Consider the following 24,768-nt stretch of genomic DNA (forward strand, 5'->3'; position numbering starts at 1 on the left):
ATAGTACCTCCGGTGAAAAAGGTACTATATTAAAGCGTGAGTATTATTGGTATGTGGGGTTTATTGACCGCTTACGTTGGTGTCACTGCTTCAAGCTTGTGAACCCCATGCACCTCAACCCGTTACCGTGATTGAAAATTCATCTCCTGTTATCGAGTGGCGATTGGCAACATCGTGGCCTAAAAATTTACCCGGCTTAGGGATGGCTTCAGAAAACTTTGCTCAGAAGGTCAACCGCATGTCCAATGGCCGTTTGCATATAAGTGTTTATGGCGCCGGCGAATTAATGCCTGCATTGTCGGTATTTGATGGTGTGAGTGAAGGTAAAGTGCAAATGGGGCATAGCGCATCGTATTACTGGAAAGGGAAAGCGCCCGCTGCACAGTTTTTTTCATCTATACCCTTTGGTTTGAATGCGCAACAAATGAATGCTTGGTTATATCACGGTGGTGGTATGGAGCTATGGCAAGAGGTTTACCAGCCATTTGGTATCATTCCGCTGGCTGGAGGTAATACAGGTATGCAAATGGGTGGTTGGTTTAATCGCCCAATTAATTCGATTGAAGATTTAAGCGGTCTTAAAATGCGATTGCCTGGTATTGGTGGTGAAGTATTAAAACAAGTCGGTGGTGTTCCAGTTGAAGAGCTTGCTGGTCGAGAGCTTTATGGTGCCTTAAAAACTGGCGCTATCGATGCGGCTGAATGGGTTGGGCCATACAATGATTTGCCTCTTGGTCTCTATCAGGTCGCTAAGTTTTATTATTATCCCGGATGGCACGAACCAGGCTCAAATATGGAGTTTATGGTGAATCAGCAAGCCTTTTTAGCCCTCCCTGATGATTTGCAGCAAATTATTATCACTGCGGCAAGAGCCGTTAATCAAGATATGTTAGATGATTACACCCAAGGGCATATAGAGGCACTAGCGATTTTAATTAATCAGCATAATGTGCAATTGAAACGTTTTCCTGAAGCGGTCATTGCCCAACTTAAAAGTGCCAGAGATACTGTGTTATATGCTGAAGCCGAAAAAGATCCTATGTTCAAAAAGGTACTCAAAGCTTATTTAGAAAACGAGAAGCAAGTGAAACGCTATTTTCAATATACTGAAAATACATTCGCAGAAATGACCAGTTCCTAGTGGATTTGGGTTGTTTTCGTGCTGTTTTCACTATCAATAAATGAATAAAAGTCATTATATTTCTAATGTGCATAGCGAGGCTCGTCCTCACTACTTTGCTTTGAGCATGTTGATCTCTTCAGCGAAATAAGCTCAATTCAGGTTAAGAGATGGGCTCAGTAGGCACAATTTAGCAGATAGAGCTTATTGTGTTGCAAACTTATCATTTGTTTTGAAAACAAGGCGTAATTACACGTCAATAGCAGGTCTATTGCACGTTAATGAACGCGGTTAGCATGACAAGGTGCTGTTTGCTAAGTGTTTATTATCTTGCGCGGAGATTAAATATGACTTTAGCTGTGTGTAACTCGTACTGAGGTTCAACAGCCCTAAAAAAATTGCCTACTGCATAATGTATTAACAAAGATAAACACGTCCTAGAGAGTTGGTGAATGTTAATGTTACTATAGCGCCATATACCGTTATATACGTTTGTGAATATTCTAACCTGTAAACGTATCCATTTTTGGGAGAGAACCATGCCGTTATTAGACAGTTTTACCGTAGACCATACCCGTATGAATGCGCCTGCAGTAAGAGTAGCTAAACATATGAGCACACCGAAAGGTGACACGATTACTGTGTTCGATTTACGTTTTTGCGCACCAAATAAAGAGATATTAAGTGAGCGAGGTATTCACACCCTTGAGCATTTATTTGCGGGTTTTATGCGCGATCATCTAAACGGAGACAGTGTCGAGATTATTGATATTTCCCCCATGGGCTGTCGTACCGGCTTTTATATGAGCCTGATTGGTCAACCGTCAGAACAAGATGTTGCCAATGCTTGGTTGGCGGCAATGGAAGATGTATTAAAAGTCACTCAACAAAAAGATATTCCTGAGTTAAACGAATATCAGTGTGGTACCTATGAGATGCATTCTCTTGAGCAAGCACAAGATATTGCCAAAAACATCATAGCAGCAGGCGTAAGTGTCAATAAAAATGATGACCTTGCACTGAGTGGTGAGATTTTAGGTTCACTCTGATTTTATTGGCGTATTCAAAAAGCGGCATGTTGCCGCTTTTTTTGTACCTGAAACATTATTTTTAACAAATACATTGAGTCGAGGGTTAAACTTTTATAAATAACGTTTTATCAAAAATCGATTAATTCAGACTGTTACCTAATTGTTAATCCTTTGTTGATAGTGCTATTTTTATATCGATAAAACCGTTATTGTAAACATCTCATCATTAAGCCGTAATTTTACAAAGCCAAGATAGAATATGGAGATTTTTATGTCTGATCGCTCTTTTCGCGTTTCAATGGTAGCGTCCGCTGTGGTGTTTATTCTAAGTAGCTTCCCAAGTATGGCGGATACCGTTACGGAGTCATTTGAGGCGAAAAACTCCCATATCGACATGGGGCAGGCTGATGTCTCCTTATTTCATTATCGTCAATCGTCCAACTTACTTGCTCAAACAGGGGTTACTGTTCACCCCAATATCGCTAATGCTGATAACGTTATCTCAATTCGCGGTGCGACCAACGGCGTTGCGGTGATGCAAGACAACATTTTTTATTCTGCAGCACCTTATTCTGCTCAAAATCTTGTTTCTTTGCCTAATTTGTTTTTTCAATCTTCCGTTTCAAGCCACAAGCAAACGAATGTAAGTCAAGGTGGTCAAGGCTCCTTTGGTACACTTGATTTCACTACTGCTGCCATCGGCGCTAATGACACTGATGTTATTATCAATATTGAAACAGATGACGATGGTTCTCCTGCTGGTGGGTTAATTGTCAGTGGTAAAACTAAAGAATATGGCATGCTCTTGGGGGTGGATTATCAAAAAAGTGAAGATGATGCTGGATTTAAAACCCGATTTGATAACAAATATGAAAAAACCGATATCCTCTTTAAAATCAATGCTGCCAGCTTAGCGGGCGCGCGCAATCCGCAAAAAACAGAATTCAGTTACCACTTTACGGACACCAAACTAGATAACAGCAGAGTTGGCCTGTCTGAAAACGATTTTTCACTTTCACCTAGTAGCCGCTACGCCGCAACACAATTAGATCATGAAAAAGGCAAGCGTCAACGCTACGCCTTGGCGCACCAAGTTAATTTAAGCGGCTCAACAATGTTTACTGACTTTTATTATCAGAGCTTTTCTCAGGGAGGGCAGGAGACATTGTTTGTTGATGATCAATTAATTAATCGTCAATTGCTGCAGCAACTCTCTGATTTTGAGAATACCCCAACCGCTCAAGGTTTAATAACGAATACCGCAATACCAGATAACGATTTTGATGGCTTTGGCGTCCAGACCAAAGGGATCAGTATGTATGGTGCCCATGAGGTGACTTACCAGGCAAGGTATCACAGTGATAAAGCTGAAATGAAAGTGGGCCAATTAGATTATTTTCTTGATGAAAACCTAAACTTAGCCTCACAAGATAATCGTTATGGCATTTCTGATTATACGGATAAAGCAGATGCGATTACATCTTCTGTTAATACCAAACTTAACTATGATGCTTGGTCAGTCAATATCGGTCTGGGTTATGAGCATGTGAGCGTGACTCGAGAGCTTGGCAATAATACCGACTTAATGACAGCGGCAGATTTTTCCGATGACGGTTGGTTACCTGCTATTGAGGTGGCTTATAAAAATGATGCATGGCTTTTTGCTTTAAGTGCCAAGCAAGCTTGGACTGCAGCATCTGCTGGAAATAGCCAACAACGTGCACAAGAGGCGTTGCAATATCAGTTAGCATTGCAATACCAGCAAGGGGCATTTGTTGCAGGTTTAAGCACCTATATGCATGATTATGACAATCAACATGTCACATGCCAGTGGGGCATGAACTGCTTACCTTTTCAAGATGCCGCCCAGATGAATTTAAAAGATGTTTCTGTTAATGGTGTTGATGTAAACCTTGATTACAATATGACATTTGAGAGTGTTTCGCTGCCGATGTCGTTAGCTTATACCTACAGCCAAGCTGAATTTGGCCAATCGAATTGTGACATCCTTGTTGGATGCTATGTGGACGGTGAACAGCTACCTTGGGTACCAGAGCAGCAACTAAGTGCCAGTATTGGTGTAGTGATGGGGCAATTTAGCCTTGTTGCGAATGGTCTTTATCAGTCAGAAACAGGCAGTACATTGACGCCAGGTAATTATGGTGTTGATTCTCAAATTAAAATCGATTTGGCTGCAAAGTATCAAATGACGCCTGCACATGAATTTTATGTGCGTGTTGAAAATTTACTCGATGAAGATTTAGTCGCTAAAAACGATCAAATGGGCATGTTACAGCAAACCGAATTAACAACATTCCTAGGTTATCAAGGTCACTTTTAATTCCTGCAAAAAACAGGCTAGTGTTAGTGCGTAAAGCTAGCCTGTGCATTTAATGGTAAAGCTTGTTCTAATTGATAAATAATCTGCTTGTGTTTAAAAAATGTTAATGTTCTTGGCCGTTTGGTGAGGGCTTTAATTATTACTTCTCATTTTAAAAAAAATCCCTTTCAAAAATATTTCTTTAAAAATTAATGCTATAGTTTTGTTCGCACGGTGCCTCCACGCTATTTTCTATGGGTTGTAACGCCACACTCTGCTTTGTCATTCTTCAGGGGGCAAAGTTAGTGCATTGGTTTGAAAACACCTATTATTTTCGTGGCGATAGTCTCATATTTGGGGTAAAATGCGCGCGACCAGCGTGATTACGATCGCATTTCCGTGTTAAACCTGCGCTAGCTCAATAATAGTGTGTTTGTTAACACATTGTTTTTGCAGCGGAACGTGGCGCATTGTCTTTCCTTCAAACGTAGTGCTTGTGGATATGATTACAATTAAGAAAGGATTGGAACTGCCTATAGCAGGCGGACCAGAGCAAGTTATCCATAATGGCCCAGCCATTAAACATTTAGCTACTTTGGGTGAAGAGTATATTGGCTTACGTCCAACGATGAAAATTAAAGTGGGCGATAAAGTACAAAAAGGCCAAGTTCTTTTTGAAGATAAAAAGAATTTAGGTGTTAAATATACAGCTTTAGCCAGTGGTACTATTTTAGAAATTAATCGAGGTGCAAAACGTGTGCTTCAGTCAGTTGTTATTGCAGTGGAAGGTGACGATAGCGTTGCGTTTACTCAATATGATGCTGGTGCATTAAACACGTTAGACGCGCAAGTTGTTCGCGATAATCTGATTGAATCAGGTTTGTGGACTGCTTTACGTACGCGCCCATTTAGCAAAGTGCCTGCCGTTGATGCTACAACGCAAGGTATTTTCGTTACCGCCATCGATACTCAACCCCTTGCTGCCGATCCTGTGGTAGTCATTGCTGAACATAAAGAAGATTTTGCTAATGGTTTAAAAGTGCTTGCACGTTTAACCGAAGGTAAAGTGTATCTATGTAAAGCACCGGGCGCTGATATACCTAGTGAAAACGCCGAAGTGGCAGAGTTTGCTGGTAAACACCCTGCAGGACTTGTTGGCACTCACATCCATAATATTCTGCCTGCTTCTGCTAAGCGCAGTGTTTGGCATATTGGCTATCAGGATGTTATCGCAATTGGTCAATTATTCACTCAAGGTGTATTAAACACTGAGCGTGTTATTGCCATCGCAGGCCCTAAAGCAAAACAACCTCGTTTGGTGAGAACTCAAATCGGCGCAAGCATTGCTGAGTTAACATCGAATGAAGTGCAAGAAGGTAACGTTCGGGTTATTTCGGGTTCGGTATTAAATGGACGTGAAGCTAAAGGCCCACACGCGTATTTAGGTCGTTACCACGCGCAAGTTAGCTTAGTTGAAGAAGGTTACGAAAAAGAATTATTTGGTTGGGCAATGCCTGGTGCAAATAAGTTCTCTATTACTCGTGCATTCTTAGGTCACTTAAGCCCTTCTCGTTTATTCCCAATGACAACCAGCACGGGTGGCTCTGACCGCGCGATGGTACCCATTGGTAACTATGAACGTGTCATGCCATTAGATATTCTTCCAACCATGTTATTACGTGACTTAGTGTCAGGTGATTATGATGGTGCGGTGACACTTGGTGCTCTTGAGTTAGATGAAGAAGACTTGGCGTTATGTACTTTCGTATGTCCAGGTAAGTATGACTATGGCTCATATCTACGTGACTGTTTAGATACGATCGAGAGGGAAGGCTAATGAGCTTGAAAGATTTTATCGAGCGTATTGAACCGCAATTTGAAAAAGGCGGCAAATACGAGAAGTGGTATGCCCTTTATGAAGCGGCTGCCACTGTATTTTATACTCCAGGTAAAGTGAACAAGGGTAGAACCCATGTTCGTGACAACATCGATCTAAAACGTATGATGATTACGGTTTGGGCATGTACATTTCCAGCGATGTTTTTTGGTATGTACAACGTGGGCTTACAAGCACAAGTAGCATTAGCTGCTGGTTTTGGCACACCTGATGTTTGGCAAGTTGGATTATTTGAATTATTTGGTGCTCAGTTAACTGCTGACTCAGGTATTGCATCTTTGATGTGGTACGGCGCATGTTTCTTCTTACCTATCTACGCAGTGACATTTGTTGTTGGTGGTTTCTGGGAAGTGTTATTTGCCTCCGTCCGCGGTCATGAAGTTAACGAAGGTTTCTTTGTTACCTCAGTACTGTTTGCATTAACTTTACCAGCAACAATTCCTTTATGGATGGTGGCTTTAGGTATTACCTTTGGTGTCGTTGTTGCTAAAGAAATCTTTGGTGGTACTGGCCGAAACTTCCTAAACCCAGCACTAGCGGGTCGTGCATTCCTATTCTTTGCTTATCCTTTAAGCATGTCAGGTGATACTACGTGGGTTGTTGCTGACGGTTACTCTGGCGCAACAGCATTAAGCCAAGCTGCTCAAGGTACGTTTGATTACGCCAACAACGCAACTTGGATTGATGCCTTTATGGGCTTTATTCCTGGTTCTGTTGGTGAAGTTTCTACTTTTGCTATCTTATTAGGTGGTTTAGTCATCATTTATACTCGCATCGCTTCATGGCGCATTGTGGGTGGTGTGATGATTGGTATGGCTTCAATCGCAACGTTATTAAATGTTATTGGTAGCGACACTAATCCAATGTTTGCAATGCCATGGCATTGGCACTTGGTACTAGGTGGTTTTGCTTTCGGTATGATGTTTATGGCAACAGACCCAGTGTCAGCGTCATTTACTAACTCTGCAAAGTGGGCCTATGGCATCCTAATTGGTGCAATGGTGGTGTTTATCCGTGTGATTAACCCAGCATTCCCTGAAGGTATGATGTTAGCGATTTTATTTGCTAACTTATTTGCGCCATTATTTGACCACTTCGTCGTTCAAGCAAATATCAAACGGAGGATCGCTCGTGGCTAGTAATAAAGATTCGTTTGGAAAAACATTATTTGTTGTGATTGGTCTTTGCTTTGTCTGCTCAATGTTCGTGTCAACAGCAGCCGTTTTACTTAAGCCAACACAGCAAGAGAATAAGCTTTTAGATAAGCAAAAGTACATTCTTGAAGCGGCAGGTTTAGTGAATACTAAATCAGGCAAGCTTGAAAAGAAAACCATTATCGAAACATACAATAAGTATGTTGAAGCTCGCCTTGTTGATTTAAAAACCGGTGACTTTGTTGAAGGTAATGCGGATACTTTTGATGTTGAAAAAGCCGCTCGTACTCCTGAAACATCATTCAAGCCGCAGCACGACATTGCCTCGGTTAAGCGTGTTGCAAAAACGGGTGTTGTTTATTTAATTAAAGATGATAACAAACAACTACAGACTGTGATTATTCCTGTTAAAGGATATGGTTTGTGGTCAACTATGTTTGCATTTCTCGCCGTAGAAGCGGATATGAATACCATTCGTAGCCTTGTGTATTATGACTTTACCGGTTCTGGTGAAACACCAGGTCTAGGCGGTGAAGTTCAAAATCCACAGTGGATTGCTAAGTGGGAAGGTAAGAAACTTTACGATGAGAATGGTGACTTAGCTATTCAAGTGACTAAAATACCTACCGTAGCAGCTTCTGTTCATGGTGTTGATGCATTATCTGGTGCAACGTTAACCAGTAATGGTGTTCAACATTCATTAACATTCTGGTTAGGTGAAGAAGGTTTTGCACGCTTTATTGAAAAAGCACGCAATGGAGGACTTAGCTAATGGCTAATACTAAAGAACTGAAGCAGGTTCTAACCGGACCAATCATCAATAACAACCCGATTGCTCTGCAAATTTTGGGTGTATGTAGTGCGTTAGCTGTTACCGCTAAAATGGAAACCGCAATCGTCATGACATTAGCATTGACGGTTGTGACTGCGTTTTCTAACTTGTTTATTTCGCTGTTGCGTAATCACATTCCTAGCAGTGTTCGTATCATTGTTCAAATGACCGTTATTGCATCTTTAGTAATCGTCGTAGACCAAGTATTACAAGCTTATGCTTATGATATTGCAAAACAGCTATCTGTATTCGTCGGTCTGATTATTACTAACTGTATCGTAATGGGTCGTGCTGAAGCTTATGCAATGAAAACACCGCCAATGATGAGTTTTATGGATGGTATCGGTAACGGTTTAGGTTACGGTGCAATCTTATTATCAGTAGGCTTCATTCGCGAGTTATTCGGTAACGGTTCATTATTCGGTATTGAAATCCTCAGCAAAATCTCTGACGGTGGCTGGTATCAACCAAATGGTTTATTACTACTTCCACCAAGTGCGTTCTTCTTGATTGGTGGTTTAATCTGGATGATCCGTACTTATAAGCCAGAGCAAGTAGAAGCAAAAGGGTAAGCAGAATGGAACATTATATTAGTTTATTAATTCGTTCAATATTCATTGAGAACATGGCATTAGCCTTCTTCTTGGGTATGTGTACCTTCTTAGCTGTGTCTAAAAAAGTGACCACCTCGATGGGTTTGGGTGTAGCGGTTATTGTGGTTTTGGCCATTTCAGTACCTGCTAACCAAATTATCTATCAGGGTTTACTTGCACCTGGCGCACTGGCTTGGGCTGGTGTTCCAGAAGCAGACTTAAGCTTTTTGAAGTTTATTACCTTTATTGGTGTAATTGCAGCGCTAGTACAAATTTTGGAAATGACTTTAGATAAGTACTTTCCACCTTTATACAATGCGTTAGGTATCTTCTTACCATTGATTACTGTTAACTGTGCAATTTTCGGTGCAGTATCATTTATGGTTGAGCGAGACTATAACCTAGGCGAAAGCGTAGTGTTTGGTATTGGCTCAGGGATCGGTTGGGCGTTAGCAATCGTATTGTTAGCGGGTATCCGTGAGAAAATGAAGTATTCTGATGTGCCAAACGGTCTACGTGGCTTAGGTATTACCTTCGTTACCGCAGGTCTTATGGCTCTAGGTTTCATGTCGTTCTCAGGCGTTTCTTTATAAGAAACGCTGTGACGAAGCATTAATTTGAACCTTTAAGGAATAAGTGAATGGGTATTCTTGAATCTACTCCAATAGATGTTTATCTAGGTGTGAGTATGTTTACCGTTATCGTACTCGTGTTGGTTTTAGTGATTTTATTCGCTAAATCGAAACTGGTTGCGAGCGGTGATATCACCATTGGTATTAATGGTGATGCTGACAAAGCAATTAAAACAGGCGCAGGTGGCAAGTTACTTGGTGCATTAGCTGACAGCGGTATTTTCGTATCAAGTGCATGTGGTGGCGGTGGCTCTTGCGGTCAGTGTCGTGTACATATTAAATCGGGTGGTGGTGATATCCTTCCTACCGAACTTGATCACATTAGCAAAGGCGAAGCTCGCCAGGGTTGTCGTTTAGCTTGTCAAGTTAACGTTAAAACCGACATGGAAATTGAGCTTGAAGAAGAAATCTTCGGCATCAAAAAGTGGGAATGTGAAGTTATTTCTAACGATAACAAAGCCACTTTCATTAAAGAGCTTAAGTTACAAATTCCTGATGGTGAATCTGTGCCTTTCCGTGCGGGTGGTTATATTCAGATTGAAGCACCTGCCCATCATGTAAAATATGCCGATTTTGATGTTCCTGAAAAATATCGTGGTGACTGGGAGCACTTTGGTTTCTTCAAGTTAGAATCTAAAGTAGACGAAGAAACCATTCGTGCATACTCAATGGCTAACTACCCTGAAGAGTTTGGCATTATTATGCTAAACGTGCGTATTGCAACGCCACCACCAAGGAATTTGAGCTTACCTTGCGGTAAGATGTCATCTTTCATCTGGAGCTTAAAAGCCGGTGATAAAGTGACAATTTCAGGTCCGTTTGGCGAGTTCTTCGCAAAAGATACTGATGCAGAAATGGTATTTGTCGGTGGTGGTGCTGGTATGGCACCTATGCGTTCGCACATATTTGACCAACTTAAGCGTCTTAATTCAAAGCGTAAGATGAGCTTTTGGTACGGTGCGCGCTCTAAGCGTGAAATGTTCTATGTGGAAGATTTTGACGGCCTTGCGGCTGAAAATGAAAACTTCCAATGGCATGTCGCATTATCAGACCCACAAGCTGAAGATAACTGGACGGGTTATACGGGTTTTATTCATAACGTATTATATGAAAACTACCTACGCGACCATGAGGCGCCAGAAGATTGTGAGTTCTATATGTGTGGACCTCCAATGATGAACGCCGCGGTGATTGCGATGTTAAAAGATTTAGGCGTAGAAGATGAAAACATCTTATTAGATGACTTCGGCGGTTAAATTCATTAAATTAAGGTGCTATTACAGCACCTTAATTTTTTATAAATTGCAGTTCGTTAATACGACTGCAATTTTTGTTTTAAAGAAATAGAGCATTATGGTTAATTTACTTCGTAGCGTTATTTTTATGGCAGTGATAAACCTTATCACTGCCTGTTCTCAGCCTGAAGCAACTTTACAGTTAGCCGGTAAAACAATGGGCACCACGTATCACATCACTGTGGTAAACAATGAACAATTACCCGAAGCCAATTTGCTACAAGCCGAAATTGATATGGCACTTGAAATTGTCAATAATCAAATGTCTACCTATCGACCGAATTCTGAGTTGTCACGCTTTAATCAACTACAGATAAGGCAAGGAACGGAAGTCTCAGCTGATACTTTGACAGTAGTTAAAGAGGCTATTCGATTACACGAGGTTACAAATGGAGCCTTGGACATTACTTTAGGCCCCCTCATCAATCTTTGGGGCTTTGGTCCCGATAAACGCCCGATCACATCTCCATCGCCAGAGGCGATTGAAGCGGCTAAAGCCAAAACAGGGATATCAGAGCTGACAATAGATGGGAATCGACTTATCAAAGATAATGCAGATTTATATGTCGATTTATCATCAATTGCTAAAGGATTTGGGGTTGATAAAATTGCCAGCTTATTAGACAAGTATCAGGTGTCAGGCTATTTAGTTGAAATCGGTGGTGAAATTAGCGTTAAAGGCCATAAATCTGATGGTAGTCAATGGCGGATAGCGGTTGAAAAACCGACTGAAGATGGTCAAGAGGTGCAGCAAGTCATTCAACTTGATACAATGGCCCTCGCGACATCAGGTGACTATCGTATTTATCATGAAGAAAATGGCGAACGTTTTTCTCATTTAATAGACCCACGAAGCGGTTATCCGATTAAGCATAAATTAGCTTCAGCAACAGTATTGCACAAAAGCTCAATGACAGCAGATGGTTATGCAACAGCTATGATGGTACTTGGGACTGAAGCATCATTAGCACTTGCCAAAGAGCAAAATTTAGCAATAATGCTGATTGAAAAGCAGGAACAGGGTTATCAGGTCTATTACAGTGAGGCCTTCAAGCCTTATCTTGAATAAACCATCCATTAAACTGGAGTCCAAAATGAGCGAGTTAATAGCGACATTTGTGGTGTTATTAGTTTTTTTCGTATTGATGTCAATTGGTTATATTGTTAAGAAAAAAGCGGTGGAAGGAAGCTGTGGCGGTTTAGGTGTGTTGGGCATCGAAAAAGCATGTGATTGTGATGATCCTTGTGACAAGCGTAAACGCCGAATGGCTGAAGAAGAACGCCGTGAAAAGTTAGCGCAAAATCGCATTATCTAACATTCTGTTTCTTGTCATTTTAATACGTTTGAATTTTTGCAGCCCACTTTTCAAGTGGGTTGTTTTGTTTATTTGCTTTGATAGGCAGCATTTTTACTTATCTGACTAGCAAGTCAGCTAAAGCTTAGGTAAGCTGTTGCCATTATCTGTGTATGTCCCTGTCGAATTACTTGTAAGTTAGTAAAGTAAGTCATTCCAAACCAATTTTAATTGTGTTGATAATCTATCGGCACGGGATGCTTTTGTTTTATGGAGATCGCTTAACATGAATAAAGTTCCAATGACCGTTGTTGGTGCTGATCAATTACGTAAAGAATTAGAAATCTTAAAGTTTGATCGTCGCCCTAAAATTACTGAAGCAATTGCATCCGCTCGTGAGCTTGGTGATTTAAAAGAAAACGCTGAATACCATGCCGCACGTGAAGAGCAAGGGATTTGTGAAGCGCGTATTCGTGATATTGAAGGCAAATTGTCTAATGCACAAATCATCGATGTCACAAAAATCGAAAATACTGGTCGGGTTATTTTTGGCGCTACCGTTGCCATTTTGAATCTAGAAACCGATGCCGAAGTCACGTACCGCATTGTCGGAGACGACGAAGCAGATATTAAGCAAAACTTAATTTCAGTTAACTCACCAATTGCCCGTGGTTTAATAGGCAAGAATGAAGGTGATGAAGTGGGTATTGCTACCCCAGGTGGCATCACTGATTACGAAATCATTTCTGTTGAATATCTCTAGCTGCGATAAATGACTATCGTGTAAGCCATAAAAAAACCACTGCCTTGGCAGTGGTTTTTTGTTACTAAATAATTCAAAAATTAGCTGATACATAAGCCTTTTATCGATAAGATTATTTAGCTTTTGGGAGTGCAATCTTCATTTCTGGCGATTGACGGAAAATAACCAGAATGTGGCCGATAGTTTGCACTTTCGTAGACTGAGTTTCACGTATAATGGCGTCAACGATGGCATTTTTAAGTTCTCTATCAGAAGAGGCTACTTTCACTTTGATCAATTCGTGATGATTAAGAGCGCTATCAATTTCAGCCAGAACACCTTCAGTCAAACCATTGGCACCAAGCATCACAACTGGCTTTAAATTGTGCGCCAATCCTTTTAGATGCTGTTTTTGTTTGGTTGTTAAGTTCATTTATACCAACTTTTGCTGAGTTACTGTTGAAAAACAGCTATTCTACCCTTATATACTCTTCATGTAACTCTCAATCGTTGCGGAATTTCAATGGTAGCTAAAAAACGTACGGCCAGTTCGAGTCGTTGGATGCAAGAACACTTTGATGATCATTATGTAAAATTAGCTCAAAAAAGAGGGATGCGCTCTAGAGCTGCATTTAAGTTAGAGGAAATTCAGCAAAAAGATCAATTAATTAAACCCGGAATGACAGTGGTCGATTTGGGCGCAGCTCCTGGTGGATGGTCGCAAGTTGCGGTTAAATTGGCTGGTGATAAGGGAAAAGTTATCGCCTGTGACATTTTACCAATGGATCCAATAGTGGGCGTGGATTTCCTGCAGGGTGATTTTAGAGAAGAAAAAGTACTTGAAGCTTTGCTTAGTCGTGTAGGTGAAGATAAAGTGGATGTGGTACTATCCGATATGGCACCTAACATGAGTGGCGCAGATGTTGTTGACCAACCACGAGCTATGTATTTAGTTGAGTTAGCGTTAGACATGTGCCATCAAGTACTGGCGCCCAACGGCTGCTTTGCCGTCAAAGTCTTTCAGGGGGAGGGGTTTGACGATTATATGAAGTCGGTTAAAGAGGCATTTAAAGTAGTAAAAACCCGTAAACCTGACTCTTCTAGACCGCGTTCTAGAGAAGTCTATTTAGTGGCGACTGGTTACAAGTTGTAGTAGTCTAATATCCATTATCGCAAGACTGTAATAGAGGTCTAATAATTTGAGTGACATGGCAAAAAATTTAATACTCTGGGTCGTCATCGCTGTTGTGCTGATGTCTGTATTTCAGGGTTATTCCCCCACTTCTTCGAACTCGCAGAAGATGGATTATTCCGCATTCCTTGATAATGTTCGCGATGGTCAAATTAATACTGTTGAGATTAAAAGTGACCAACGTACGATTGAAGGAACAAAACGTACAGGTGAAAAATTCACGACAATCATGCCTATGTATGATCAAGATTTAATTAATGATCTTGACCGTAAAGGTATCTCTATGAAAGGCCAAGAAGCAGAAGAGTCAAGTTTCTTGACCCAAATCTTCATTTCATGGTTCCCAATGTTACTGCTTATTGGGGTATGGATTTTCTTCATGCGTCAGATGCAAGGCGGTGGCGGCAAAGGCGCAATGTCATTTGGTAAAAGTAAAGCCAAGTTGATGAGCGAAGACCAAATTAAAACCACTTTTGTTGACGTTGCAGGTTGTGATGAAGCAAAAGAGGAAGTTAAAGAGTTAGTTGATTATTTACGTGATCCAACAAAGTTCCAGAAACTTGGTGGCCGCATTCCTACTGGTGTGTTAATGGTAGGTCCTCCAGGTACAGGTAAAACCTTACTTGCGAAAGCCATTGCTGGTGAATCAAAAGTGCCTTTCTTTACCATCTCAGGTTCAGACTTTGTTGAAATGTTCGTTGGTGTCGGTGCATCTCGCGTGCGCGACATGTTTGAACAAGCTAAAAAGTCAGCACCATGCATTATTTTTATTGATGAAATTGATGCAGTCGGTCGTCAACGTGGTGCCGGTTTAGGCGGTGGCCATGATGAACGCGAGCAAACATTAAACCAAATGCTGGTTGAAATGGATGGTTTTGAAGGTAATGAAGGTGTCATTGTGATCGCTGCGACTAACCGTCCAGACGTACTTGACTCAGCCCTATTGCGCCCAGGTCGTTTTGACCGTCAAGTGGTAGTCGGCTTACCTGATGTTCGTGGCCGTGAACAAATTCTTAAAGTGCATATGCGTAAAGTGCCTTTATCAGATGATGTTAAAGCAAGTGTAATTGCACGTGGTACACCAGGTTTTTCTGGCGCGGACTTAGCTAACTTAGTCAACGAAGCTGCACTGTTTGCTGCCCGTGGCAATCGTAGAATGGTTGGCATGGAGGAGTTTGAACGTGCAAAAGATAAAATCATGATGGGTGCAGAACGTCGCTCAATGGTGATGTCTGAAGCAGAGAAAGAAATGACCGCATATCATGAAGCTGGCCATGCAATTGTGGGTTGCTTAGTACCTGAACATGATCCTGTGCACAAAGTGACGATTATTCCTCGTGGCCGCGCATTGGGTGTAACTTTCTTTTTACCTGAAGCTGACGCCGTTAGCCAAAGTCGTCGTAAGTTAGAGTCGCAAATCTCGGTAGCTTATGGTGGACGTTTAGCTGAAGAGCTGATTTACGGTAGCGAGAAAGTGTCTACTGGTGCTTCTCAAGATATTAAATATGCCACTTCTATAGCGCGTAATATGGTTACCCAATGGGGCTTCTCTGATAAATTGGGGCCATTATTGTATGCTGAAGAAGAAGGTGAAGTTTTCCTTGGGCGCAGTATGGGTAAAGCAAAGGGAATGTCTGGCGACACGGCAGCGTTAATTGATTCAGAAATCAAAGTTTTTATTGATAAAAACTACCAACGCGCTCAGCAGATCCTGACTGACAACCTTGATATCTTGCATGCAATGAAAGATGCATTGATGAAGTTTGAAACCATTGACTCGTTACAGATTGACGATTTAATGAATCGTCGTGAAGTTCGTCAGCCAGCAGATTGGCAAATTGATGACTCATCAGACGATAAAGGCAATGGCAAACCTCAAGCAGCAGATAAATCCGACGATGTGGTGTCAAGTGCCGATGATGCATCCAAAAAAGATGAATTAAACACTGACGAATCACCTGCTAAATAAGCTGATTTGAGTAATAAAGAAAACCCCGAAAGGGGTTTTCTTGTTTTAATGAATAAAAATTACGGGTTACAAAATCATGTTCAAATTAACGCATGGTGAGAAACAATTAGATCTGTCTCAACCAGTAGTGATGGGGATTGTTAATGTCACTCCAGATTCTTTTTCTGACGGTGGCAAGTACGACCTTTTCGAGAGTGCGTGTCAGCACGTAGACCATATAATCGAACAAGGCGCACAAATCATCGATATTGGTGGTGAGTCCACTCGGCCAGGCGCTGCTGAAGTCACAGTTGAGCAGGAACTGGAGAGAGTGATACCTATTATCAAATATATATCATCAAAGCATGATGTATGGATTTCGATAGATACCAGCAAGCCAGAAGTGATGAAACAGGCAGTAACTGCTGGGGCTAATATTATAAATGATGTCCGAGCGTTGCAATTGCCGGGCGCTTTGGCCATGGCTGCAAACTTAAATGTACCTGTATGCCTGATGCACATGCAAGGTCAACCCAAGACAATGCAAAATTCGCCTGAATATCAAGATGTTTTATCGGATGTAGTTTCCTTCTTTGAACAACGAATTTCCGCCTGTGAGGCTGCTGGGATCACAAGAAGCCAGATAATATTGGATCCAGGCTTTGGCTTTGGTAAAACTTTGGCGCATAATTACCAGCTATTAGCTGGATTAACGGCATTTCATCAGTTTGACTTACCACTATTAATTGGTTTGTCACGAAAAAGTATGATTGGTGATTTGTTAAAACGGTCGACTACCGACCGTCTTGCTGGCAGCCTAGCCGGTGCATTAATTGCGGCACAGCAAGGTGCTCATATTCTACGCGTACATGACGTGCCCGAAACCGTCGATGTACTGAAGGTGATGGCACAGATGTGCAAATATAAACAGCATGTCGGCTAATCTACATTAAAGAACAACCTGAGTGAAATCACTTAAGTGGGGAAATGTGAAACAAAGACAATTTTTTGGAACTGATGGCATTCGAGGCAAGGTCGGTTCAGGTAAAATGACACCCGAGCTAGCGTTAAAGTTGGGTTGGGCTGCTGGAAGAGTATTATCTCGCTCTGGTACAAAAAAAGTGATTATCGGTAAAGATACACGTATCTCAGGATATTTATTTGAATCCGCCCTAGAAGCGGGATTATCGGCAGCTGGCCTAAATGTGTTACTGCTTGGCCCTATGCCTACACCTGCGGTGGCCTATTTAACGCGTACATTTCGAGCCGAAGCTGGCGTGGTGATCAGCGCATCACATAACCCTTATTATGATAACGGCATTAAATTTTTCTCAACTGATGGCAGTAAGCTTGATGATGCGATTGAATTAGAAATTGAAGCCGAACTAGAAAAACCTTTGATTTGTGTTGAGTCACATTTACTCGGTAAAGCGCGTCGAATTGATGATGCCGCTGGCAGATATATTGAATACTGCAAAGGTAATTTTCCTGCAGAACATACGCTTACAGGCCTTAAAATTGTCGTCGATTGTGCCCACGGCGCAACATATCATATTGCCCCTAGCGTTTTTCGTGAGCTAGGCGCTGAGGTTGTTGCAATTGGTGACAAACCCGATGGTATGAACATCAACGATAAAGTTGGTGCAACATCAATGGCAAAGATTTGTGAAACCGTATTAGCCGAAAATGCTGATCTTGGTATTGCATTGGACGGTGACGGTGACCGTATTATGATGGTTAATCGACGTGGCGAAGTGATTGATGGTGATCAAATTCTTTACATTTTGGCTGTAGATGCACAAAGACGCGGAGTATTAAAAGGCGGCGTTGTCGGTACATTGATGTCTAACTTAGGGCTTGATCTTGCCTTGCAAGAGTTGGATATTCCTTTTGTGCGTTCTAATGTCGGAGACCGCTACGTGATGGAGCTGTTAAAGCAACATGAATGGCGTATTGGTGGTGAAAACTCGGGTCACATTCTCAACTTAGATCATGGCACAACAGGTGATGGTATTATTGCCGGTATTTTGGTTCTAGCAGCGATGCGCAGGCAAGATGCAAGCTTAGAGTCGCTTACCGAACCAATGAAAATGTTACCGCAAGTATTAGTTAACGTCAGATTTGAAGGAAGCGATAACCCATTAGATTCAGATGCGGTTAAATCAGCCCAAGCTTATGTGGAGCAGCAATTAGGTGTACGAGGGCGGGTGTTGTTAAGAAAGTCAGGTACAGAACCTCTAATCCGCGTTATGGTCGAAGGTGATGACCACGATCAAGTTTTAGCGTTTGCCAATAAAATTGCTGATGCGGTAAAACAGGCCTGTTAGCGTTAAACATAAATCGTCATATTTTATTTATGCTGTCGCTGGGATGAAAATTAACCACTTCGACAGCTTATTGTAAATATTCATCTATTACCTATTGTAACTTGATAAGTGGTTCGCTATTATTCACGCCGCTTTCAGAGGAGACCGTGATGGCACTCAGACGACCTATGGTAGCTGGCAACTGGAAAATGAATGGCAATTCGGCATTAGCCCAAGAGTTATTCAAGAAGTTTGCTTCGAAGCTGCAAAATGATTCAGCTGAAGTGGTTTTATGCCCGCCTTCAATTTATCTTGAAAGTGTAAGGCAACTGCTTGAGTCTAATAAGCAAACCTTAGATGGTGCGCTTGTAAGAATGGGCGCTCAAAATCTTAGTCAACATGATTTTGGTGCGTATACCGGTGAAATATCTGGGCAGATGCTTAAAGATTCAGGATGTCGGTATGTGATTATCGGCCATTCCGAACGTCGCCGTATGTACGGAGAGACGAGTAACATAGTAGCAGAGAAATTTGCTGCAGCTCAAAAGCATGGTTTGACACCTATTTTATGTGTGGGTGAATCAGGTCCAGCGCGTGAAGCAAGACGTACTTTTGAAGTGATTGCTGAAGAACTGGATATCGTCATTGAAAAAAATGGCACTATGGCTTTTGATAATGCAATTATCGCCTACGAACCACTTTGGGCCGTAGGAACAGGTAAAAGCGCAACTCCAGAGCAGGCGCAAGAAGTTCATGCGTTTATTCGCAATCGCCTCTCTGAAGTGTCTCCATTTATTGGAGAAAATATCAGGATTTTATATGGTGGGAGTGTTACGCCGAGTAATGCGGCAGATATCTTCGCCCAACCTGATGTTGATGGTGGACTGATTGGCGGAGCTAGCTTAAATTCGTCAGAATTCCTAAGTTTATGTTCCATAGCAATGAGCGCGTAATTATTATGTACGAAGTTCTTATAGTTGTTTACTTGGTGGTAGCAATTGGCCTGGTTGGGCTAATTCTTATTCAGCAAGGTAAAGGCGCCGATATGGGCGCGTCTTTTGGCGCAGGTGCGTCAGGTACGTTATTTGGTTCAAGTGGTTCAGGTAATTTTTTGACCCGCAGCACAGCCATTTTAGCTATCGCTTTCTTCGCGTTAAGTTTAATTATTGGTAACTTAAGTGCTAACCATAACAAAGCCGAAGACAAGTGGAACGATTTAGGTTCTGCTGCAGAGCAAATCATTGATGATGCGCCTGCTGTAGAACAACAGTCAGAAACTAAGATTCCTGACTAATACCAGATAAGCCGAGGTGGTGGAATTGGTAGACGCGCAGCCTTGAGGTGGCTGTGTCCTAACGGACGTGCGGGTTCAAGTCCCGCTCTCGGCACCAGTTAAAAAATGTTCAGTTAGATGGATTTTCCTGAATAGTTATTGCAAGCTAAGACGTAAGTCAATATACTTGCACTCAGTTGACGCGGGATGGAGCAGTTTGGTAGCTCGTCGGGCTCATAACCCGAAGGTCGTCGGTTCAAATCCGGCTCCCGCAACCAGCTCCCTGTTATTTGTTTTTTAGATAACAGATACAGGTTCTATAACAAAATAGCCTCGTAATTACGGGGTTTTTTGTTATATGGACTTTTGATATTCCGTGATTTAAGGCGGATTTGATAGGGGCTTTTAGCCCTTTTTTTGTTTTTTTGGGGGTCATTTTTGGCAACACTAGAATCAAGATTGGTAGAGATGTTAGCTGTACCAGTTGAAGCACTTGGTTTTCAGCTTTGGGGCATTGAATATGTTCAGGCTGGCAAACACTCAATTGTACGCGTTTTCATTGATCACGAAAATGGGATCAACATTGAAGATTGTGCCGAGGTGAGTCGTCAAGTAAGTGCGGTACTGGATGTTGAAGACCCAATTTCTACAGAATTTACACTCGAAGTATCTTCCCCTGGTGTAGACAGACCGCTATTTAATGCTCAGCAATATGCGGCATATATCGGCGAAGATGCAAAAGTACAATTGACTATGCCTGTTGCAGGCAGTCGTAATTTAAAAGGCGCCATTACTAAGGTTGAAGGTCAAATGCTGACAATCAAAGTAGATGGTAAAGACTTGGTTGTTGCTTTGGATAATATCCGCAAAGGCAACATCATCGCAAAATTTTAATAGTTTCAGGTGAAGAACGAGGCTAGACCAAATGAATAAAGAGATCCTGCTAGTAGCAGAAGCGGTTTCAAATGAGAAAGCGGTTCCGCGTGAGAAAATTTTTGAAGCGTTAGAAATTGCGCTTGCTACAGCAACCAAGAAAAAATACGAAGGCGATATCGAAGTTCGTGTTGCAATCGATCGTAAAACGGGCCACTACGACACTTTCCGTCGTTGGATGGTGGTTGATGATAACGGTGAAGCGTTGGAAAACCCATACAGCGAAATCACCCTTGAAGCAGCCCGTTATGAAAATCCTGAATTACAACCGGGCGATTATGTAGAAGACGAGATCGAATCAGTGGTATTTGACCGTATTACTACTCAAACCGCTAAACAAGTGATCGTACAAAAAGTACGTGAAGCTGAGCGTGCTCAAATTGTTGAACAATTTATTGAGCGTGAAGGTGAGATTGTTACTGGTGTTGTTAAGAAAAGTACCCGCGAAAATGTGGTCGTTGATTTAGGTAACAATGCAGATGGCGTGTTATTTAAAGAAGATTTAATCAGTCGTGAGTCGTTCCGTCCTGGTGACCGAGTGCGTGCATTACTTTATGCCGTCCGTCCTGAAGCGCGCGGAGCTCAAATCTTCCTAACACGCAGCAAGCCAGAAATGTTGATTGAGCTTTTTCGCGTTGAAGTGCCAGAAATTTACGATGAATTAATCGAAGTAATGGGCGCTGCGCGTGATCCAGGTGCTCGCGCCAAAATTGCGGTGAAGTCAAATGATCGCCGTATTGATCCAATTGGTGCATGTGTTGGTATGCGTGGTGCACGTGTTCAAGCCGTTTCAAATGAACTTGGTGGTGAGCGTGTTGATATCGTACTGTGGGATGATAATCCAGCGCAATATGTGATTAACGCAATGGCACCTGCCGATGTGGCGTCGATCATCGTTGATGAAGATAACCATTCTATGGATATCGCTGTTGAAGCAGACAGCCTAGCACAAGCTATCGGTCGTAATGGCCAAAACGTACGTTTAGCCACTCAACTTACCGGTTGGGAATTAAATGTAATGACAGTAGAAGACATGAATAAGAAGCACCAGGCAGAAAGTGCCAAGGTAATTGATTTATTCGTTGCTTCTTTAGATGTAGATGAAGATTTTGCATCAGTATTAGCGGAAGAAGGATTTACTTCGTTAGAAGAAATCGCTTACGTACCTGAAGCAGAGTTATTAGCAATTGACGGATTTGATGAAGATATTGTTGCCTCGTTACGTGAGCGTGCGAAAGCGGCGATTTCTACTCGTGCACTGGCTTCTGAAGAAGCATTAGATGGTGCGCATCCAAGTGAAGACTTATTAGCGCTTGAAGGTTTAGAAACTCACCTTGCTTTTGTTTTAGCAAGTAAAGGTGTAGTGACATTGGAAGACCTTGCCGAGCAAGGTATCGATGATTTAATCGAGATAGAAGAATTGACAGAAGAAAAAGCAGGTGAGCTCATCATGGCAGCCCGCAATATCTGTTGGTTTGGCGAAGAAGCATAAGTCGATCAACAGAGGGGATTTAATTGATGGCAGATACAAGTTTAGACAAATTGGCTCAAGAAGTGGGCAAAAGTGTTGATCGTTTAGTTGAGCAATTCAACGAAGCCGGTATTAAGAAAACAAAAACAGATAGTGTTTCTGAAAAAGAGAAGCAACAGCTATTAGATTTTTTGAAGAAACAGCACGGTGGTGACGCCGCACCAACTAAAATGACATTGCAACGCAAAACCGTTTCAACCTTAAGCGTGTCAGGTTCAGGTGGGCAATCAAAAGATGTTAAAGTAGAAGTGCGTAAAAAACGTACTTTTGTTAAGCGTGAAGATACTGACATAGCAAAACAAGAAGCAGAGGCTAAAGCCAAAGCTGAAGAAGAAGCTAAGTTAAAAGCGGCTGCTGAAGAAAAAGCTAAAGCGGAAGCTAAGGCGAAAGCCGATGCGGAAGCCAAAGCGAAAGCTGCAAAAGAAGCTGAAGCTAAGGCAAAAGCGGCCAAAGCACCAAAGGCTGAACCTAAAGCAGAAAAGCCTTTAGACCCAGCAGCTAAAGCGGCAAAAGAAGAAGCTGAACGTATCAAAGCGACTCAAGAAAAAGTATTAACCCAGAAGCAAAAAGAAGAAGCAGACAAAGCCGCTGAAAAAGCGCGTAAATTGGCTGAAGAAAACTCTAAGCGCTGGGCTGAAGAAGAACGTCAACGTCTTGAAGCCGAAAAGAACGGCGATCATCATGTTACAACATCGAAAGTGGCTCGTGCTGCTGAAGATAGTTCAGATATGGATGATGAAAAACGTGGTCGTCGTGCACGTAACAAAAACACCAATAAAAAACGTGGTGGAAAAGATGCTCGCGACGGACGTGAAAGACACATGCGTCGTAACACCGCACCTCAATCTATGGCACATGGCTTCAATAAGCCTGTTGCCGCAGTGACGCGTGATGTGCGATTAGGTGAAACGGTGACTGTTTCTGAACTTGCACATTTGATGGCAGTTAAAGCAACTGAAATCATCAAGCAAATGATGAAGATGGGTTCAATGGTTACCATTAACCAAGTACTTGACCAAGAAACTGCACAAATGGTTGCTGAAGAAATGGGTCATAAAGTTGTTCTACTTCGTGAAAACGAACTTGAACATCAAGTACTTCAAGATCGTGATGATAACGTTAAGTTAGAAACTCGCGCGCCAGTTGTTACCATCATGGGTCACGTTGACCATGGTAAAACGTCGTTACTTGACTACATCCGTCGTGCAAAAGTTGCTGCTGGCGAAGCCGGTGGTATTACTCAGCATATTGGTGCTTATCACGTTGAAACTGAAAACGGTATGATCACCTTCTTAGATACTCCGGGTCACGCCGCATTTACTTCTATGCGTGCTCGTGGTGCTAAAGCAACAGATATCGTTATTCTTGTTGTGGCTGCTGATGATGGTGTAATGCCTCAGACAATTGAAGCGATTCAACATGCTAAAGCCGGTAACGTGCCATTAATCGTGGCGGTTAACAAAATGGATAAGCCAGAAGCTGATCCAGAACGTGTTAAGAGTGAGCTATCTCAACACGGCGTAATGTCTGAAGATTGGGGCGGGGACAATATGTTCGTCCATCTTTCAGCTAAAACGGGTGAAGGTGTTGATGAGCTATTAGAAGGCATCTTATTACAAGCAGAAGTATTAGAGCTTAAAGCGGTTCGCGATACGATGGCTGCCGGTGTTGTTATTGAATCACAGCTTGATAAAGGTCGTGGTCCAGTGGCAACGATTCTTGTTCAAGAAGGCACTTTACGCCAAGGCGATATTGTTCTTTGTGGATTAGAGTACGGTAAAATCCGTGCAATGAAAGATGAGAATGGTAAGCCAATCACAGAAGCGGGGCCATCTATCCCTGTTGAGATTTTAGGTCTATCAGGTGTGCCATCAGCAGGTGACGAAGCCACTGTTGTACGCGATGAACGTAAAGCGCGTGAAGTTGCACTTTATCGTCAAGGTAAGTTCCGTGATGTTAAGCTTGCTCGTCAGCAGAAGTCTAAGTTAGAGAACATGTTCGCTAATATGACAGATGGCGAAGTTCAAGAGTTAAACATCGTACTTAAAGCAGACGTTCAAGGTTCTTTAGAAGCCATTTGTGATTCATTACAAGGCTTATCTACTGAAGAAGTTAAAGTGAACATTATTGCCCGTGGTGTTGGTGCGTTAACTGAAACTGATGCAACTTTAGCTGCTGCTTCAAATGCTATTATGGTTGGTTTCAACGTGCGTGCTGATGCACAAGCACGCAAAACAATTGAAGCAGAGAGCGTTGACTTACGTTACTACAGCATCATTTATAACCTAATTGATGAAGTACGTGCTGCAATGACAGGTATGTTAGCGCCTGAATTCAAGCAAGAGATTATTGGTCTTGCTGAAGTTCGCGACGTATTTAAGTCACCGAAACTGGGTGCGATTGCTGGTTGTATGGTAACTGAAGGTGTTGTTAAGCGTAGCGCACCAATCCGCGTTCTGCGTGATAACGTTGTTATCTATGAAGGCGAGCTAGAATCTCTACGTCGCTTTAAAGATGATGCACAAGAAGTGCGTAATGGCATGGAATGTGGTATCGGGGTTAAGAATTACAACGATGTGCGCGTAGGCGACCAAATCGAAGTATTCGAAACCATCGAAGTAGCTAGAACGCTATAATATGTGAAAGGGCGGCATTAGCCGCCCTTTTTGATTCA

Annotated in this window: 22 protein-coding genes and 2 tRNA genes; 23 read left to right on the top strand and 1 reads right to left on the bottom strand. The window is 42.1% G+C overall.

Annotated features, from left to right (window positions below):
* The first annotated feature begins 79 nt into the window (after nucleotides 1-79).
* The 12 genes from OHT75_RS05330 (at nucleotide 80) to greA (ending at nucleotide 12,932) form a co-directional block, all read left to right on the top strand.
* Nucleotides 80-1,141: a TRAP transporter substrate-binding protein gene (locus OHT75_RS05330; RefSeq protein WP_406681974.1), complete on the top strand. Its 1,062-nt coding sequence runs from the start codon at nucleotides 80-82 to the stop codon at nucleotides 1,139-1,141.
* Nucleotides 1,142-1,659: 518 nt separating this feature from the next.
* Nucleotides 1,660-2,169: an S-ribosylhomocysteine lyase gene (luxS, locus tag OHT75_RS05335; RefSeq protein WP_264725434.1), complete on the top strand. Its 510-nt coding sequence runs from the start codon at nucleotides 1,660-1,662 to the stop codon at nucleotides 2,167-2,169.
* Nucleotides 2,170-2,422: 253 nt separating this feature from the next.
* Nucleotides 2,423-4,492 carry a TonB-dependent receptor gene (locus OHT75_RS05340; RefSeq protein WP_264725435.1) on the top strand — a complete coding sequence of 690 codons (2,070 nt, stop codon included), beginning with the start codon at nucleotides 2,423-2,425 and terminating at the stop codon, nucleotides 4,490-4,492.
* A 481-nt stretch (nucleotides 4,493-4,973) separates the two neighbouring features.
* Nucleotides 4,974-6,308 (top strand): Na(+)-translocating NADH-quinone reductase subunit A, encoded by a 1,335-nt coding sequence (locus OHT75_RS05345; protein ID WP_264725436.1) that lies wholly within the window; start codon nucleotides 4,974-4,976, stop codon nucleotides 6,306-6,308.
* Nucleotides 6,308-7,507 (top strand): NADH:ubiquinone reductase (Na(+)-transporting) subunit B, encoded by a 1,200-nt coding sequence (locus OHT75_RS05350; protein ID WP_264725437.1) that lies wholly within the window; start codon nucleotides 6,308-6,310, stop codon nucleotides 7,505-7,507. Before OHT75_RS05345 ends, OHT75_RS05350 begins: the two co-directional genes overlap by 1 nt.
* Nucleotides 7,500-8,294: a Na(+)-translocating NADH-quinone reductase subunit C gene (locus tag OHT75_RS05355; RefSeq protein ID WP_264725438.1), complete on the top strand. Its 795-nt coding sequence runs from the start codon at nucleotides 7,500-7,502 to the stop codon at nucleotides 8,292-8,294. Before OHT75_RS05350 ends, OHT75_RS05355 begins: the two co-directional genes overlap by 8 nt.
* A complete protein-coding gene (locus OHT75_RS05360; protein ID WP_167675837.1) occupies nucleotides 8,294-8,926 on the top strand; it encodes an NADH:ubiquinone reductase (Na(+)-transporting) subunit D in 633 nt (210 codons plus the stop codon). Before OHT75_RS05355 ends, OHT75_RS05360 begins: the two co-directional genes overlap by 1 nt.
* A gap of 5 nt (nucleotides 8,927-8,931) precedes the next feature.
* Nucleotides 8,932-9,540, top strand: a complete 609-nt coding sequence (nqrE, locus tag OHT75_RS05365; RefSeq protein WP_188840557.1) for an NADH:ubiquinone reductase (Na(+)-transporting) subunit E — start codon at nucleotides 8,932-8,934, stop codon at nucleotides 9,538-9,540.
* Between the two features lie 47 nt (nucleotides 9,541-9,587).
* Complete coding sequence (gene nqrF, locus OHT75_RS05370; protein WP_264725439.1) at nucleotides 9,588-10,835, top strand: NADH:ubiquinone reductase (Na(+)-transporting) subunit F; 1,248 nt, start codon at nucleotides 9,588-9,590, stop codon at nucleotides 10,833-10,835.
* Nucleotides 10,836-10,962: 127 nt separating this feature from the next.
* Nucleotides 10,963-11,943: an FAD:protein FMN transferase gene (locus tag OHT75_RS05375; protein WP_406681975.1), complete on the top strand. Its 981-nt coding sequence runs from the start codon at nucleotides 10,963-10,965 to the stop codon at nucleotides 11,941-11,943.
* Between the two features lie 25 nt (nucleotides 11,944-11,968).
* Nucleotides 11,969-12,190 (top strand): (Na+)-NQR maturation NqrM, encoded by a 222-nt coding sequence (nqrM, locus tag OHT75_RS05380; RefSeq protein WP_188840560.1) that lies wholly within the window; start codon nucleotides 11,969-11,971, stop codon nucleotides 12,188-12,190.
* A gap of 265 nt (nucleotides 12,191-12,455) precedes the next feature.
* Nucleotides 12,456-12,932 (top strand): transcription elongation factor GreA, encoded by a 477-nt coding sequence (greA, locus tag OHT75_RS05385; protein WP_264725441.1) that lies wholly within the window; start codon nucleotides 12,456-12,458, stop codon nucleotides 12,930-12,932.
* Between the two features lie 112 nt (nucleotides 12,933-13,044).
* Here the strand turns inward: greA and yhbY are convergent, their stop codons facing one another.
* Nucleotides 13,045-13,344 carry a ribosome assembly RNA-binding protein YhbY gene (gene yhbY, locus OHT75_RS05390; RefSeq protein ID WP_264725443.1) on the bottom strand — a complete coding sequence of 100 codons (300 nt, stop codon included), beginning with the start codon at nucleotides 13,342-13,344 and terminating at the stop codon, nucleotides 13,045-13,047.
* A gap of 90 nt (nucleotides 13,345-13,434) precedes the next feature.
* Here yhbY and rlmE point away from each other — a divergent pair, with 90 nt between their 5' ends.
* The 11 genes from rlmE (at nucleotide 13,435) to infB (ending at nucleotide 24,730) form a co-directional block, all read left to right on the top strand.
* Entirely contained in the window at nucleotides 13,435-14,064 is a 630-nt protein-coding gene (gene rlmE / locus OHT75_RS05395) for a 23S rRNA (uridine(2552)-2'-O)-methyltransferase RlmE (RefSeq protein WP_264725444.1), read from the top strand.
* Between the two features lie 46 nt (nucleotides 14,065-14,110).
* Entirely contained in the window at nucleotides 14,111-16,072 is a 1,962-nt protein-coding gene (gene ftsH, locus OHT75_RS05400) for an ATP-dependent zinc metalloprotease FtsH (RefSeq protein ID WP_319803626.1), read from the top strand.
* Nucleotides 16,073-16,148: 76 nt separating this feature from the next.
* Nucleotides 16,149-16,994, top strand: coding sequence for a dihydropteroate synthase (folP, locus tag OHT75_RS05405; protein ID WP_264725447.1), 846 nt, complete (start codon nucleotides 16,149-16,151; stop codon nucleotides 16,992-16,994).
* 46 nt (nucleotides 16,995-17,040) lie between these two features.
* On the top strand, nucleotides 17,041-18,378 hold the full coding sequence (glmM, locus tag OHT75_RS05410) for a phosphoglucosamine mutase (protein ID WP_264725448.1): 1,338 nt from the start codon (nucleotides 17,041-17,043) through the stop codon (nucleotides 18,376-18,378).
* 149 nt (nucleotides 18,379-18,527) lie between these two features.
* Nucleotides 18,528-19,310, top strand: a complete 783-nt coding sequence (gene tpiA / locus OHT75_RS05415; protein WP_188840567.1) for a triose-phosphate isomerase — start codon at nucleotides 18,528-18,530, stop codon at nucleotides 19,308-19,310.
* A gap of 5 nt (nucleotides 19,311-19,315) precedes the next feature.
* Nucleotides 19,316-19,651, top strand: coding sequence for a preprotein translocase subunit SecG (gene secG, locus OHT75_RS05420; RefSeq protein WP_264725450.1), 336 nt, complete (start codon nucleotides 19,316-19,318; stop codon nucleotides 19,649-19,651).
* A gap of 10 nt (nucleotides 19,652-19,661) precedes the next feature.
* Nucleotides 19,662-19,748, top strand: a tRNA-Leu gene (locus OHT75_RS05425).
* Nucleotides 19,749-19,831: 83 nt separating this feature from the next.
* Nucleotides 19,832-19,908, top strand: a tRNA-Met gene (locus OHT75_RS05430).
* A gap of 160 nt (nucleotides 19,909-20,068) precedes the next feature.
* The gene (gene rimP / locus OHT75_RS05435) at nucleotides 20,069-20,524 is read left to right on the top strand and encodes a ribosome maturation factor RimP (protein ID WP_264725451.1); all 456 of its coding nucleotides are present in this window, start codon (nucleotides 20,069-20,071) and stop codon (nucleotides 20,522-20,524) included.
* Nucleotides 20,525-20,555: 31 nt separating this feature from the next.
* The gene (nusA, locus tag OHT75_RS05440) at nucleotides 20,556-22,055 is read left to right on the top strand and encodes a transcription termination factor NusA (protein WP_264725452.1); all 1,500 of its coding nucleotides are present in this window, start codon (nucleotides 20,556-20,558) and stop codon (nucleotides 22,053-22,055) included.
* Between the two features lie 26 nt (nucleotides 22,056-22,081).
* Complete coding sequence (gene infB / locus OHT75_RS05445; protein ID WP_264725453.1) at nucleotides 22,082-24,730, top strand: translation initiation factor IF-2; 2,649 nt, start codon at nucleotides 22,082-22,084, stop codon at nucleotides 24,728-24,730.
* Nucleotides 24,731-24,768 lie beyond the last annotated feature (38 nt).

The organism is Shewanella subflava, from assembly GCF_025971955.1.
Lineage (GTDB): Bacteria > Pseudomonadota > Gammaproteobacteria > Enterobacterales > Shewanellaceae > Shewanella > Shewanella subflava.